Annotated in this window: 13 protein-coding genes; 8 read left to right on the top strand and 5 right to left on the bottom strand. The window is 27.8% G+C overall.

Going from position 1 to position 16,114, the window contains the following annotated elements; translation table 11 throughout:
* Position 1: 1 nt before the first annotated feature.
* Positions 2-418, bottom strand: coding sequence for a metal-dependent transcriptional regulator (locus tag BHYOB78_RS09060; protein WP_012670472.1), 417 nt, complete (start codon positions 416-418; stop codon positions 2-4).
* A gap of 213 nt (positions 419-631) precedes the next feature.
* Here BHYOB78_RS09060 and BHYOB78_RS09055 point away from each other — a divergent pair, with 213 nt between their 5' ends.
* The 5 genes from BHYOB78_RS09055 to BHYOB78_RS09035 all read left to right on the top strand — a co-directional run bounded on the left by BHYOB78_RS09055 (position 632) and on the right by BHYOB78_RS09035 (position 4,559).
* Positions 632-1,318: a response regulator transcription factor gene (locus BHYOB78_RS09055; protein WP_012670471.1), complete on the top strand. Its 687-nt coding sequence runs from the start codon at positions 632-634 to the stop codon at positions 1,316-1,318.
* A gap of 12 nt (positions 1,319-1,330) precedes the next feature.
* Positions 1,331-3,106, top strand: coding sequence for a sensor histidine kinase (locus BHYOB78_RS09050; protein WP_020063906.1), 1,776 nt, complete (start codon positions 1,331-1,333; stop codon positions 3,104-3,106).
* Between the two features lie 56 nt (positions 3,107-3,162).
* Positions 3,163-3,372, top strand: coding sequence for a cation transporter (locus BHYOB78_RS09045; RefSeq protein ID WP_012670469.1), 210 nt, complete (start codon positions 3,163-3,165; stop codon positions 3,370-3,372).
* Entirely contained in the window at positions 3,372-3,950 is a 579-nt protein-coding gene (gene ruvA / locus BHYOB78_RS09040) for a Holliday junction branch migration protein RuvA (protein ID WP_012670468.1), read from the top strand. Before BHYOB78_RS09045 ends, ruvA begins: the two co-directional genes overlap by 1 nt.
* Before the next feature lie 102 nt (positions 3,951-4,052).
* Positions 4,053-4,559, top strand: a complete 507-nt coding sequence (locus BHYOB78_RS09035) for a GNAT family N-acetyltransferase (protein ID WP_012670467.1) — start codon at positions 4,053-4,055, stop codon at positions 4,557-4,559.
* Between the two features lie 76 nt (positions 4,560-4,635).
* Here the strand turns inward: BHYOB78_RS09035 and BHYOB78_RS09030 are convergent, their stop codons facing one another.
* Entirely contained in the window at positions 4,636-5,616 is a 981-nt protein-coding gene (locus BHYOB78_RS09030; protein WP_020063905.1) for a Gfo/Idh/MocA family protein, read from the bottom strand.
* A gap of 137 nt (positions 5,617-5,753) precedes the next feature.
* Here BHYOB78_RS09030 and BHYOB78_RS09025 point away from each other — a divergent pair, with 137 nt between their 5' ends.
* From BHYOB78_RS09025 to murB, 3 genes are all read left to right on the top strand, one after another.
* Positions 5,754-6,731 (top strand): segregation and condensation protein A, encoded by a 978-nt coding sequence (locus tag BHYOB78_RS09025; protein ID WP_012670465.1) that lies wholly within the window; start codon positions 5,754-5,756, stop codon positions 6,729-6,731.
* Positions 6,732-6,736: 5 nt separating this feature from the next.
* Positions 6,737-7,246 (top strand): BspA family leucine-rich repeat surface protein, encoded by a 510-nt coding sequence (locus tag BHYOB78_RS09020; RefSeq protein WP_012670464.1) that lies wholly within the window; start codon positions 6,737-6,739, stop codon positions 7,244-7,246.
* Between the two features lie 61 nt (positions 7,247-7,307).
* Positions 7,308-8,213 carry a UDP-N-acetylmuramate dehydrogenase gene (murB, locus tag BHYOB78_RS09015; protein WP_012670463.1) on the top strand — a complete coding sequence of 302 codons (906 nt, stop codon included), beginning with the start codon at positions 7,308-7,310 and terminating at the stop codon, positions 8,211-8,213.
* 2 nt (positions 8,214-8,215) lie between these two features.
* On the opposite strand, the gene BHYOB78_RS09010 is transcribed toward murB, so the two are convergent.
* The 3 genes from BHYOB78_RS09010 to BHYOB78_RS09000 form a co-directional block, all read right to left on the bottom strand.
* Positions 8,216-8,899 (bottom strand): DUF6198 family protein, encoded by a 684-nt coding sequence (locus tag BHYOB78_RS09010; protein ID WP_020063904.1) that lies wholly within the window; start codon positions 8,897-8,899, stop codon positions 8,216-8,218.
* Positions 8,900-9,014: 115 nt separating this feature from the next.
* Positions 9,015-10,148, bottom strand: coding sequence for a DUF3800 domain-containing protein (locus BHYOB78_RS09005; protein WP_020063903.1), 1,134 nt, complete (start codon positions 10,146-10,148; stop codon positions 9,015-9,017).
* Between the two features lie 162 nt (positions 10,149-10,310).
* On the bottom strand, positions 10,311-16,103 hold the full coding sequence (locus BHYOB78_RS09000) for an Ig-like domain-containing alpha-2-macroglobulin family protein (protein ID WP_020063902.1): 5,793 nt from the start codon (positions 16,101-16,103) through the stop codon (positions 10,311-10,313).
* Positions 16,104-16,114 lie beyond the last annotated feature (11 nt).

Below are 16,114 nucleotides of genomic sequence, written 5' to 3'. Positions count from 1 at the left end.
TTTAATTTTCTTTATTAAATATATTTTCTTTTTTGCAGTATCCGCAAAGAAACTCTTTAAATTTATGTACGGTATCTTTGCTCATAGCATGTTCTATTAAACAAGCTTCTTCATCAGCTATTTTTTCATCCACATTTAATACTTTTGTGAGGAAATAATAGAATATAGCATGTCTTTCAGCAATATCTTTTCCTATAGCTCTTCCGCTGTCAGTAAGTTCTATATCGCCGTAATGTTCATGTTTGATATGCCCTAATTTTGACAATGTTTTTATTGCCGTATTAACGCTGGCTTTAGAACGTCCTACTAAATCTGCTATATCTGTTATTCTAATAGCTTCTTTAAAATTTTTCTCTACTTCTAGATTGTAGATAGTTTCTAAATAATTTTCTAATATAGGTGTTATTTCTTGTTTCATATATAAATGATTTTAATATAAAAATATTATAAGTCAATATTTAAATGTTTATTTTTTTACATAATGTAAAATATAGAAGTTATTATATTTAATAATAAATTAGTTATTTTAGTCTGAATAAAATATTTTGACAAAATGTATTTTTTTATTATATTTATGATATAAAAAGTATTTAATTTGACAATAAAATAATTTTAATTTTGGTAGTATTTTATGAATAAAGAACTTATTTACTCAGTAGAAGATGATGATAATATCAGAGATCTTATTAAATATACCGTTGAAGAGGCCGGATATACTATAGAATGTTTCTCAAATGGTAATGATATGCTTGAAGCGTTAAAAAAACAAACTCCTAATTTAGTATTGCTCGATATAATGCTTCCTGATATAGAAGGTACAGAAATATTAAAAATTATTAGAACAGATTATGCCCATCTTCCTATTAAGGTAATAATGCTTACAGCTAAAACTAGCGAGATAAATATTGTTACAGGGCTTAATTTAGGTGCGGATGATTATATGCCTAAACCTTTTTCTGTATTGGAACTTCTTGCCAGGATAAAAGCAAATTTAAGAAAGAAAGATGTTAGATTAGATGCTGAAGAGCTTACTTTTGGGGATATAAAACTTGTTGTTAAAAAGAGAAATGTATTTGTAGGAGAAAGACAGGTTATTTTGACTCAAAAGGAATTTGATTTGCTTAAACTCTTAATGGAAAATGCTAATAATGTAGTTGACAGAGAAACTATGCTTGAAGAAGTATGGGGTGTTGATCATACTATGGAAACAAGAACTATTGATATGCATATAAAATCCATAAGACAAAAGCTTGATTTAACTAAAGAAAACATTATAACCGTTAGAGGTATGGGATATAAATTAACAGATGTACAATAATTTTGATTAAAGATGATTAAGAACATATTTTATAAATCATTACTCATTTTGATATTATCAAGTGCTTTAATGTTTATAGGTATACTGTTTACTGTGCAATATAATAATATTATGTACAGTCAGGTTATGATAGTAAATATTATGGAAATGCTTGAAAAAGAGATTGATTTATATGATGTGCAAACTGAAGATGCTTTTAGAAAATTTGTACTGCAGTCAGATAAAGAAGAATTAAGAATCAGCATAATATCTACAAATGGGGTTGTAGTAGCTGATACGATGACAGATACCTCTAAAAATCCTATGGGGAATCATACAAATAGAAGCGATGTTATAGAGGCATTGCATAGTATGGAAAATAAGCCGGCTTTTTCTATAAATACCTCTATTAGTCAGAAAACTCCTTATATGTATGTATCCAAAAAAATTAAAGCTGATGATAAAAGAGATTATATACTTAGAGTTTCAATTCCTATAGAGTCAGTTAATAAATATTTGATAAGCTTCTTATTTACAGCCGTAATGGTTATAGGTATAGTTATTATAATTATGGCTTTGGTTCTTCCTTTGATGAGCCGTAATATTATGATTCCTTTCTATATGATAAAAGAAACCCTGGATAATATATATAATAATAAATCTCCAACACCTAAAAATTTAACGGGATACAATGATATAAATACTATTCTTTATGATATAAATGAACTTGCTGTTAGTTTGAATGAAAATATCACAGGTTATCAGACTGAAAGAGAAAAGCTTAATTATGTACTTGAGAATATAGCACAGGGTATTATAGCTGTTAATAAAAATAAGGAGATATTTTTTATTAATCAGTATGCTTTAGATTTGCTTGAAATTTCTGACAGCAATATAAGAAAACTCAATGAAATAATAAAAGATGATGATGTAATAGAAAAAATAGATAATGCCATAGAGTTCAGCAGATTTTCAAAATTTGATGTTAAAGAACATACTATGGATATAGAAATAAGCATCATACCTATAAGAAATAATGAAAATATATCTGCATTAATAAAATTTGAAGATGTTACAGATATAAGAAAGGTTGAGATAGAAAAGCAGGACTTCTTTATAAATGCTTCCCATGAATTAAAAACTCCTCTCACTTCTATAATAGGATATTCTGAACTTCTTATTGCTACAGGAGGCGGAAAGAATCAGGCAGATTTTATAAAAAGAATAAATAATGAAGCTTTAAGAATGAAAGATTTAGTTATTGATATGCTTACATTGAGCAGAATAGAAGCTAATTGGAAAGAAACTGTTGATGAAGAAATAGACATAAAAGATATTGTTCTTGATGTATTTGAAAGCAATAGAATAAAATCCGAGCAGAGAAATATAGATGTAGAATTAGATATAGAATCTGCTGTTATAATGGCTAATAAAGAGAAAATTACTGAAGTAGTTAATAATTTAGTTGATAATGCTATAAAATATACTGATGATGACGGTAAAGTAAAGATATATTTAAAGAATAATTCTGATAAAGCTATATTTTCAGTAAAAGATACAGGATGCGGTATCGCACCTCAGTATTTGAATAGGGTTTTTGAAAGATTTTTCAGAGTTAAAAATAATAAATATTTGAAAGTTCATGGTACAGGTCTTGGACTTACAATAGTAAAAAATATATGTAATTATTATAATGCTGACATTCATATTAAAAGTGAAGAGAATGTCGGTACAGAAATGACTGTTGTATTTAATTTGTATAAAGAAGAAGAATCTAAAAATATTGAAAAAATAGAAAAAAATAATTGAAAAATACCCTTATGTAGTATATAATTGTTAGATAATTATAACAAAGGAGTACTAAAATGAAAAATATTACTATAAAAATAAAAGGTATGGGCTGTCAAAATTGTGTTAAAGCAGTTACTGAAGAATTAAGTGCTTTAGACGGTATAAGCAAAGTTAATGTAAGTTTAGAAAATGCTTGTGCTGAAGTAGAATATGATGAATCTAAAGTAACTACAGATAAAATGCTTGAAACTATAAAAGAATTAGAATACGAGCCTAGTTTATAATGTTTGCTTTTATAGAAGGTAAAGTTCAAATAATATCAGAAGGTGTCATTGCTCTTCTTTGTAATGGTGTTGGCTATGAGATTATAGTATCAAAAAAATTAGATGTAAAAAATGATGATAATATAAGGCTTTATACCAAACTTATACACAGAGAAGATGCTATGATACTTTATGGTTTTTTAACTAGAGAAGAAAAAAATATGTTCACTACTCTGATGTCTGCTTCAGGGGTAGGTCCTAAATTGGCTATGGAAGTTCTTTCTACTTATTCTATAAATGATTTGATGCATATACTTTTTAATAAGGATATAAATTTACTAAAAAAAGTATCCGGTATGGGAGTTAAAAAGGCAGAAAAACTTTTATTTGAGTTAAGGGATAAGATAGAAAAGATAGATATCAATATTTCACCGTCTGTTATTAGTAATGATAATGAAAGCGATGTTATAAAAGCTTTGATATCATTAGGTTTTTCAAATAATGAAGCTGTTAAGGCTTTGTCTGCAATAGAAAATAAAGATAATATGACTACAGAAGATTTGATAAGCAATGCTTTAAGAAATCTCAGCACTTTGTAATTTTTTATCAAAAATAAAAATAAATAATTGAAAATAACTTATTATAGATATATAATTTATTTAATAGTAATGATTATTATTAAAATGCAGAGGTATAATTAAATGGATATAACTATAAAAAAAGCAGGATTAGAAGATGTTTTTGATATAAGCAAACTTCATGCTATATGCTGGAAAGATGCTTATAAAAATATTATACCTGATTCATATCTTAAAAGAATATATTTAGATGATTGGTGCGAGGAGTTTGAGGAGGGTATTAATAATAAGACAAGAGAGGCACATTTAGCTTATATTGATGGAAAGCCTATAGCTGTTATATCTCATGGAAAAAGCAGATGCAATATGGAAGGATATGGAGAGATTATATCATTATATGTTCACCCTATATATCAAGGTTCTGGAATAGGTAAATTGTTGTTGGAACAGGCTGTAAAATACATGAAAGAGTCTGGATATACCAATATATGTCTTTGTGTTTTTGAGAAAAATGAAGATGCTAAAAAATTTTATGAGAAAAACGGATTTAAAGATTCCGGTACAAAAAATACTTTGAAAATAGATGATGAAGATATAGAAGAAAGTATATATGTTTATGATATTAATTAAAAAATATATATAAATAAAAAAGCCGTTAATATAAAAAATATTAGCGGCTTTTATTTTATTAATGTATTAAATAAAATTATTTTTCAAAAGGATATTTTATTTTCCAGCTTCTTCTCAAAGTATCCATTATATTCATTACTCTCAAAATATCTTCATGAGGCATTTCTTCGCATTCTAATTTGCCGTTATTAATAGCATTGATGCATGAAATTATTTGATATTCATAACCGCTTATTTGTTTAGGTACTTTTATTGTTTTTACAATTTTTCTGTCTAATGAATAAACAGTTATGCTTTCAGGATTATTTATATTTTTTACAACCATATAACCTTTATCGCCATTTATAACGCCTTCTCTGTTAGTTAATGCTGACATTGTAGAATTTAATATAGCCATTTTATTGTCTTCAAAAGTTAATGTAATAGAGTTCTGTTCATCTACGCCTTTACTAGTTTTTACACAGCTAGAATCTATTTTTTTTATTTTGTTACCAAATACCATTAAAGCAAAATTTATAGTATAAACTCCAACATCAAGTAAAGCTCCTCCGGCAAGTTCTGGTTCTATTAATCTAGGTACTTTATTTATAACATAGCCTAAATTAGCAGTTAATGAAGTAACTTTTCCTATTATACCGCTTTTTATAGTATCATTGATTATTTGTCTGCTAGGCATATATCTAGTCCAAATAGCTTCAGCAAGTAAAAGTTTTTTCTTTTTAGCAAGTATTAAAACTTCTCTAGCTTGTTTTGTATTAACAGTAAAAGCCTTTTCACATATAACATTTTTATTATTTTCTAAACATAATTTTATATGTTCATAATGATGTGAATGCGGAGTTGCTATATATACTAAATCAACATTTTCATCTTTTAGCATTTCTTCATAAGAGCCGTAAAATTTTTTGAATCCGTATTTTTTAGCAAATGCCTTGCTTCTTTTTATATCTCTTGCACTTACTGCATAAGATTGTGCTTCTTTTATTTTTGAAATAGTTTGTGCCATTTTTTCTGCTATTTTACCTGCACCTATAAAACCTATATTTATTTTTTTCATATATTACCCCTTATTAAATATTTTATTTTTTATATTGTTTCATTGTTTAAATAATATTAGAATTTCATTTATTGTCAATATTAATTGAAAATTATATACTTGAATTTTTATATTTTTATAATATATTATAATCCATTATGGAAGAGAATATAAACGAAACACAGCAAGAAAATAATAATGCTATAAATGCAGACACTTCAGCCAAAGAAGAAACAGAAAACAGTAAACCAGATTATAAGGAGTTTACAGTTTCATTATCTAGTATAGATTATGAAGGGCCATTATCTATACTTTTTGATATGCTTAAAAGAAGTGAGAAAAGTATATATGAAGTATCTATACTTGAAATTATAGATCAGTTTGTAGAATATTTGAAGGCTCAGGCTGCTTTAAATTTGGATTCCACAGGAGACTTTTTAGTTGTTGCTTCAGAGTTTCATCTTTATAAGTCTAAAATGCTTCTTCCTCATGATATGGATGATGATAAATTTACAGATAAGCTTAAATTTGAAATAGTTGAGCAGATGCTTGAATTTCAAAGATATAAAATGGTTTCTGAAGAGCTTGATAAACTTCAGGATACATCAGATACTATATTTGAAAGAAAGGATACTGAAAGAGTAAAATTCTTCAAAACTGTAAATACAGATGATAATGAGGTAGCTTGGAAGGATATTACGCTTTATGATTTGGTTTATGCATTCACTAAGGTGCAGTTTGTTCCGGAAACAGATTTGGCGGTTCTTTCTGGAATGTCTAATTTCCATATAGATAATGCTATTGATATGATAAGAATAAAATTATCCGAAACAGCATTCTTTCCTTTTATTACTTTATTTAAAGACGGAGTTACTAAAAGGCAGCTTGTTACATTCTTTTTAGCTATGCTTGAACTTGTTAAAGAAAAAGAAATTCTTCTTAAACAAGAGATGAAGTTCAAAGAGATTTATGTATTTAAAAGAGATGAAAAGTTTATGCCTAAAGTAGAAGAAACAGATCAGGAAGAACAAGAAAATCATGATGCAAAAGAAGTTTCTAATAATGAAGCGCCTATAGCTGAAAGTAATGAAAATACTGAAAATAATTCTTCAGAAGAAAATAATCAAAGTAATTAAAAATTATGAGTAAATATAAACCTACAAACAAAATTGAATTAAGAAGTTTAATAGAAAATAATAATATATATTTAGGAGATATAGACACTTCATTGATAACAGATATGTCTATGCTTTTTGATAAGCCTAATTTTGCATGTTTTGAAGGCTCCTATAGTGAATATGAGAGCTATAATGTGAGGATAGATTTTTCTGGCATAGAGAAATGGGATACTTCTAATGTCATTAATATGAGATCTATGTTTCATAATATAAAGAATTTTAATATAGATATTAATAATTGGAATGTTTCTAATGTTACTGATATGGCTTATATGTTTTTTGGAGCGGAAAATTTTAATCATCCATTGAATAAATGGAACGTTAGTAATGTAAAATCTATGACTTGTATGTTTAAGAATGCTTATAATTTTAATCAGGATTTGAATGATTGGAAAATAAATAAAGATGCGGATATTAAAGATATGTTTGTAAATACTTCTTTGATAGAAAAACCTCATTGGTATAATTTATAAAATTACTTTAATAGTTTTTATTAGTTTTATTTATATAAATATTTTATTAGGAATTATTGAAATGGTTAAATCTTTTAATGGTGTTTTAAGTAAAGAGAATGTTTCTTTAAAAAAATTTAATACTTTTAGAGTTAGTGCTAAGGCTTTGGAATTTTATATGCCTGAGACTATTAATGGTTTTATAGATTTGATTAAATATCTTAATGATAATAATAAAAGGTATATGATTTTAGGAGGTGGAAGCAATGTATTATTTTTGGATAAAGTTATAGAATTTCCAATTATTCATATGGGATTTTTTTCTCGTATAGAGCATACATCTCATAATATTTTAGCATATTCAGGAGCCAAAGTTTCTGATGTTGTTAAATATGCTTATAAAAATGCTTTCACAGGTTTAGAGTTTTTATCAGGACTTCCTGGTACTATAGGAGGTGCTGCTTATATGAATGCGAGATGTTATGAACATTCTGTATCCGAGTTTATAGATAAAGTTGGTATAATAGATGATAATTTTGAATATATGCATATAAATGTTGAAGATTGTGAGTACGCATATAAAAGAAGTATTTTTCAGGATAAGAAATATGTAATTGTAGATGTTAGATTTAAACTAAATAAGGGCTCAAAAAAATTGATTAAGCCTGAGATGAAAAAGTTTTATAAAGACAGAAAGAATAAAAATCAATTTAAATATCCTTCTGCCGGAAGTACTTTTTTGAATGATTATGAAACTAATATGATAGCAGGTAAGGTTATAGATTCAATTAATATGAGAGGAACTAGGTTAGGAGGTGCTATGGTTTCTCCTTATCATGCAAATTTTATAGTCAATTATAATAATGCTACAGGAAGAGATATTTTAAATCTTATGAGAAAAGTAAGGGAAGAAGTTTATAATCAGAAAGGCATAACTTTAAATGCTGAAGTTAGAATAATATCTAATGATGAAAATGAAAAATTTTAAATTCATGCATTATTTTCTTTATGCAATAGTTTTTTTATATACGGTATAAATTCTATTTTTTTATCTAGAAGTTTGCCTATAAAAGAAATAGATTTACCCATCGTGAAAGCGGCAAGTACAGTACCTATTCCAAGTCCTTTTATATGACCTAAGAAAACAAATGTAAGTATTGCTGTTGTTAAGAGGCAAATTACATCGAATGTTATTTTTACTTTTGCATAAGGTATTTTTATTATATCTGATAATTCTCTTGGGAATAAATCTGTTGGTATTATAGGAAGTCCGCATCTGTTTGATAAAGCTATTCCGAATGCCAATATAAAATAACTTATTATGAAATATATTATTCTGCTTGTTATTGTTAATGGTAGATGATTTATCCAAGCAGCATGTATATCCACGAACTTACCGAAACAAAATCCTACAACGAAACTAAATAAATATTCTCCTACAAATTTTTTTCTTAATATCATAAGTACTAATACAAGTAAGGTTTGAAAAATATATGTAAAAGTTCCAAGCGATATATTTTTTATAACTTCAGAAAAAGCATAAGGCACACTTGATATAGCAGATATTCCAGAACCTGAGTAGAGCATTAATACAACTCCAAAACTATTCATAACCACAACTAAAATTAATGCTAATTCACCGCTTATTATAATATGCTTATTTTCTGTTTTCATTTTTGAACCTTTATACAAAACCGATTTTTTATTGCAAATATTATATAGCTAATTATATATTAATCAAGAAATTTTTTATTATATATAAAAAATTAATTTAAATTTAAAGTATATTTTATTTAATAAAATAATTAAAATAGTTTACAATTACATCATAATCATTATAATTTTTTAATGTATCGTTTCCAAATATTTTATAAAATAATTTGATATTTTCTGTATCTTCATTAATTATTATTAAATTATTAATATTATTTTTAATAAATTCAAAAAAATATTTTATATTATTATCAATATGTTTATTTTCTATAAAATTTCTATATACTCTATAAGTAAAACCACACAATAAATCTGACAATTGTATTAAAATTTCATTTTTTGAATCCATTGGTTTTATTGATTTCAAATTTTCAAATCCTAAAGATATAGTAGTATTAGGATCTATTTTTATAGATTTTATTTCACTAATGTTCCAGTAATTCTCTTCAACATATTTAAAAAAATTTTCATATTTTGAAAGACTATCATAATAAATATATAATTCATCTTTTATATTTTTTTTATGTAAGTAATCTGTTAAATTCATAAATAAAGAACTCATAACTGGTAAAAGTATGCTATTAAAAAATTGTACATGTTTTTCTTTATTAAAAGATTCTAACATATCTTCTAAATTTAGATTACTAAAATTAGTTAAAGAATTATAGACAATTTTTATATCATAAAATAATTCCATCAATTTATCTTTAATATTTATCATTTTATTTAAATCAATATTATTTTTATTTTGTATAACCTCAGAAAAATCATCAATTATATTATATTTATCATTTAATAATATATATGAAGCTAATGATTGTTTAAATTGAGATATCATATAAATATTTGAGCTTAAAATTTCATAATTTAAAGATGAATTGTAATATGGGTCAAAAAATGTTTCTACGATGTAAGATGAGACTAGATATCTTTTATTACATATATTAAAAAATGGTATAGCATTATATTTACAAATCATATCACTAAATATTTTTATAAATATTGAATAATTTTTATTATGTTTAAATATACTAGAAGATTTTAATTCTCCTTTTGATTTTGATATATTTAAATTATTACAATAAGATTCTATTTCATACTTTTTTGAAGATTCAATTAACCATCCGCCATAAATAAAATATGGTTGACTATTATCTGCCCAATTAGTATGTGTATTTCCTGATTCATCAATATATAATTCTAATGACATATTTATATATCCTCAAAATAAATATATAATACAATATTATAAAAAAAACATTTTATAGTACTAAATTTTTAATATTTTATAATACTATGTTTCTCTTTAATAAAAAAGGCGATACCTCATAGAAAGATACCGCCTTTAATTTTATAAAATTATTGTTTAGATTTATTTAGCTTCTATAACAACTTTATGCTGTCCGTCATAACCAAATACTTCAGGGTTATACATCTCTTCAGCTTTAGTAGCAGGAAGTAAATATTCACCAGGAGTAACAGCACGAACTACATATCTATACTCATGTTCGCCGTCACTAAGCATATCAGCAAATAATAACACTTTGTCATTATAGTTTTCAGTGTGATTGAATCCGCCCCACCACCAAGTAGGTTTGCCGGCATTTCCAGTTAAGTTTTTAACTTCACTGCTTTCTGTAGCAAAGCTTGCATTCAATATTCTCATACCTGCCGCAATAGGAGTATCAACTACAACAAAATGTCTTTCATAAGGAGCTGTAACTTTAACTACTACAACATATTCTTCGCCTTGCTTGAATTTATCTTTAGTTAAGTCTAATACTCTGCCGTCTTTAGTTTCGTATCTTCTTTCTACTTTTATACCCATATCTCTATTAACGGCTAACTCACGAGGTGCATAAGTAAGTCTAACACCATAATAAAGTCTTCCGTCTCCATTGCGTTTTATGTTAGCTAAAGCAGATCTAGTATTTGAATTACTTAATCTTTCATTCATAAACTCATCTAAAGTATATTTTTTAGTTAGGCTAGGCTGAGTTCTTACAGTAAATGTTTCTTCAAGTAAAGTTTTACCTTGATATATAAACTCTGCTTTGAAATTAGGTTTAACATTTTCGTATTTTTTATAATACATATTCATAGCAGCAAATACTGAAACATTGTCCTGAGTATTTAAATATCTGCCGTTTTTTCTTGATTGAACTAACCAGCGAACTACTTTTTCATTAATAGCATTGTCATATCCTGTTTCTATTAAAGCATATAAAGCAACAGATGTATCTCTTACTGAAGAAGAGTGTATCCAATAAAGATTAGAATAATATGCTTCAAGCTCATAATGTGCTGTGTTAGGATCTTCTTTAATAGTGTTAAGTATATACTGTCTAACTTCAGTTAATGCCTTATTATCATATTTGTTATAGTACATAGCTCTCATTAATTGAACCTGTCCATAGAAAGGTATATTATTAACTTGAGGATATATTCTGTCTATTATAGCTTTTACATCATTAGCATTGTATCCACCTTCAGAAAGAACTGCAGCAATATAAGCTATAGATGAAAGATTGATATATTCATCCTGCCAGAAGCTAGGTTTTTCAGCATTTCCGCTCTTAGCATAATTATTGATGTATTCTAATGCTAGTTTTAAAGAGTTTTCATCAACTGTATATCCTTCTTTTTTAGCCTTAATCATAGCATCAGCAGCATAAGCAGTAAGCCATGGAGATACCCAAGTTTTGCTAGGCCAGTAAGAGAATCCTCCGTCAGGACTCTGATATGTAGGCATCATTTTTAAGAAATCCTGAACTGTTTTATCTAGATTTTCTTCAGATATATCAGTAAGCTTCATGTCTACTAATAATCTCTTACTTGTTATTATAGGATAAACTCTTGATAACTGCTGTTCCAAACAAAGATAAGGATAATTTATAAGATAATTTATACCGCCTGTAAGTTCGCTGAATGCACTAGGAGACATATAAACTTCTAAATCTCCGGCACCTTTATATGCTTCTGTTATATTAGGTATTCTAAGCATTAAATCAGTATTGTTATTTGTAGTGCTTGAGAATAGAGCAACAGATTCTGTAGTCATAGGAATATTAACTTCAAATGCTTTTTCTACAGCATCAGTATATTCTCCGCCTTTAGCAAGTATTGTAACTTTAGCCTCTCCTCTGTTTGTAGCTATAATATCGAATCTTACATCAGCATTACCGCCTTTAGGGACAGTAATTATTTGAGATGCGTTTTCTATTGTAGCATTAGAAGCAACAGCCTGAACTTCTATTTCTAAATCCTGATCAGAATAATTGTATACTATACTTCCAGCTTTGAATTTATCTTCAACATAAGCAAATTCAGGTAGGGTAGGCATAAGCATGATATTTTTCTTAACTACAACAACATCATCAGAAGCACCGAAATAACCATCTTTATTTATAGCAGAAGCCATTATTCTAAATGATGTAATATTATCAGGTAAATTGAATGTAACTGTAGCTTTACCATTAGCATCAGTTTTTACTCTTCCTTGATAGAATGCAGTTGTCAAGAAATTCTTTCTTATGCTGAATACATCCATACCCATAGCTTCAGCTTTAGCCATCATATCATTAGCAGCTCTCATACCATCGCCGCCAGGAGTATCTCCTTTCTCTCCGTAGTTTCTCTGTCCTATTAAGTGTATTCTTGTGTCGGCACTTGCTACACTCAAAGGTCTTTGTCCATAGAAAGTATTGAACCAGTTAGGAGTTTTATAACCTATTAAATTTAATACTCCAACATCAACCACGCTTAACATAATTTCTGTTTCCATAGGTTGGCTTTCTTTAGTTTCTACATATAAATCTACTGTCATTTCATCGCGAGGCTCTAAAGTATCAGCAGATTTTGTTATTTTTACATTAAGTTCTTTTTCACGAGGCGATACTGAAAGTCCTGCATAACCTATTTTAAATGAAGGTTTTCCCTCATCAGTAGCATAATTAGTATATGCTTCATTTTCAACTCTTCCCTTAACAAGTGAAACACCTACATAAATATTAGGTAAATATTCAGGTTTTATAGGTACTTCTATTAAAGCAGTAGAACCTTCAATATTTGTAACATAAGAATCTATTACATATTCCCTTTCAACTGTTACTAAAGCAGTAGCAGATTCATAAGGAGATTTTATCATTATCTTAGCTGTTTCGCCAGGCTGATATTCTTCTTTTTCAGTGATAAGCTCTAACAAATCATCATCGAACATAGCCCAAGGAGCATAATCTTTACCTATAACATACATATATTCATCAGAAGCAACTTCTCTGTTTTTAGAGTCTTTTGCTCTTGCTAATATTATGTAAAGTCCTGAATTTGTAGGAGTAAAGCTGTAGGCAACAGGATCTTTTTTTGTTGTAACTGTAGTAGTTTCAACAACATCGTCTATTTGTTTAGATTCCCATTCAAATCTTCCGCCTGTTATAGCTTTTCTTACAGATTCCCAATGTCTTCTTATAACTTGAATTTCTATTTTTTTGCCTTCAAGTCTGTTTCCTTCAGGATCAACAGCAATGAATTCTAATTGTGTAGGCTTATCTGTTTCTAAGAAATAGCCTTGTCTTTTTATACCTATATAATAATCGCTTCCATGAACTAATACGCTTTTAGTTGTGCTTACTCTTTGAGAATCTTCACCTGATACAGTTGATTCTATAGTAACATAAGCAGCATGTATTGAACGGCTTGCATCTATAGTAGGAGCATAAGCATATTCACCGTTTTCATCTAATGCACCTGTACCATTTGCTATCATAGAATAATAATTATTATAATACTCATCTTCAAACCAGCTCAATTTAGTGAATCTGAATCCTGCATTATTAGGAGGAGTGAAGAAAGTTTCATTCATAGATATATTATAATCTACTTGATTAGATATCATAGGCTCGCCGAATAAATACCAGCCTGACATCTTAATAGGCATAGTGTCGCCTAAATAATAATTCTTATCTTCAACCCAAAGTCTGCTTTCATATTCTAAAGGTTTAAATTCTTCTACTCTGAAGCTTTGAGATAAACTATATGTTTGATCTTTTACGCCTTCTTGTTTTTCTTCATCGCTTTGTTTATTTGAATCGCTTTTGAATTCAACATTTACACTGTAATATCCTGTAGGAGCATCAGCAGGAAGAGTGAAGTCAATTAAATAAGAACCATATTCATTTAAAGTAACTGTTCCTTTATGTATTTCTTCTCCTCTTGAATTATTAACAGTGTATAATCCTGTTTTGAAATCTCTAGCTATTTTCCAGTTTCCTAATATATTTTCTCTTATAACACCTTTTATATGTACTTCTTCACCAGGTTTATAAAGTCCTCTTTCTGTGAACATAGAACCATTATAATCTCTATCAGCAGGTGAATAATCATAACTTATATCCATTCTCCAAGGTGAAACACCAGTACCCCAATCACTATTTATGAATGATACATCATCGCCTTTTGTAACTATAGCCCATTGTCTTGGTGTATCCCATCTGCTTGCTCTTTTTATTCCTAATTCTCTGAAGCCTTTAGTAGTTGCTATTCCATTTTCATCTGTAGTAGCTCTTGCTAAAACTCTGTTGAAATCATCTCTTATTTCTACTTCAGCTCCTTCAACAGGCATTCCTGTTTTTAAATCAGTTACAAATATAGTGTTTGAATCGCCTGAGAATTTACCTGTTAATCCCATAGATGTTATTTGTATCTGTGAAGATGTAGAATAATCGTACTGACTTTGATATCCTGTTTTACTATCAAACTTTATAGATAAAAGTCCATACTGTTTATTGTCCATATAATTAGTTAAATATAATGCTGTTGTAATATATCTGTTTCTTTCAACGTCCGGAGTATATTCTGAAGTATTATTGTATCCGAATAAATTTTTATACTGATTTGTATATCTTCTAAATTCAGGAGTTTCATCATATCTGTATACCTGCTTATTTACAAATAGGAAAGGTATGATATTTTCTTTGTCAATATATCTGCTTTGTATATTAATAGTATTAGGGTTCATTACCTGTACAGGAAGTTTTATTCCTTCATAAGATTCAACAACTCCCATTCCTGAAGGTATAGAAACGCTTGGGTTATAATCAGTAACATTTAAAGTGATATTTTGTTCTTGAGCCAAAGTCTGTCCGTAAGAGTCTTTTAAACTTCCGTTGATTTTTATATTGTATGTAACATTTGGATTGAATCTTAATTGATAAAGTGAAAAACTTTTAGATGACCAAGAGTTCTGCTGAATTTCTTCTTCTGTAGGAAGTTGAATTTCAGGAGTGATTTCCATATTTCTTATTAAGTCAGCCCATTCAACTCTTGTACTAAACTCTAATTTAGGAGCTTCAGGAGAATATGATGCTGTTACTGTTTGTTCACTGTTTCCTTTAAAATAGAATTCATCATGTATAGAAAAATTAAAACTTGAACTATTTGCTGTGCCTAAATTACCATTAACAGCAGCAAGTCCCTCTTCTATATATACTGTTATCTCATCGTTTTTAGCTAAAGCTTTTTTAGGTTTTATAACTAATACTTGTTCCAACTCATATGAATTAGTTTCCCATTCTCTTAAATCTTCTATTTTTGCATATCTTACATCAAAATCTATAGCAGTATTATTATTGCTTGCTATTAATTGTATTTTTTCTTTTGCACTTTGAAGATATATAGGCATATTGTAATAAACAACTATATTAACATCTGTAGGAAGTTCTGATTGTCTGTCATAAGGAGAACTTTTTTGCATTATAGGTCTTAAAGTATTAAAAGTCCAAGTATAATCATTTTCTAATATATCGCCTGTAAGTTCGCTTTTTATTCCTTTTTTAAGTGTAACTTCAATAGCTGTATTATCTGGTAAAGGTTCGCTAGGATAGAATGCTAAAGTATTAATAGATAGCCATTTATATGTACCTTTAACATCTACATTAAAATTGAAGTATTGATTAGTTACTTCTTTAATAGCCTGCAAAGCGACCATCTGCTGATTGAATGTAACTGTTATTGCTTCATAATTTGCTCTGCTTGTATTTTCCCCTATTGGAGTAGTTCTATCTATAGCTACCGCTGCAAACATACTAACTCCTGTTATCATTGTTAAAATTAATGACATTATTATAATACAATAAATAGTTTTTAGTTTTACAATAAGTTTTCCCATAAAAGCTCCAG

This window comes from Brachyspira hyodysenteriae ATCC 27164, assembly GCF_001676785.2.
Classification (GTDB): Bacteria; Spirochaetota; Brachyspiria; order Brachyspirales; family Brachyspiraceae; genus Brachyspira; species Brachyspira hyodysenteriae.
The sequence above is the reverse complement of the archived record's forward strand: the minus strand, read 5'-3'. Positions and strand labels throughout refer to the sequence as shown.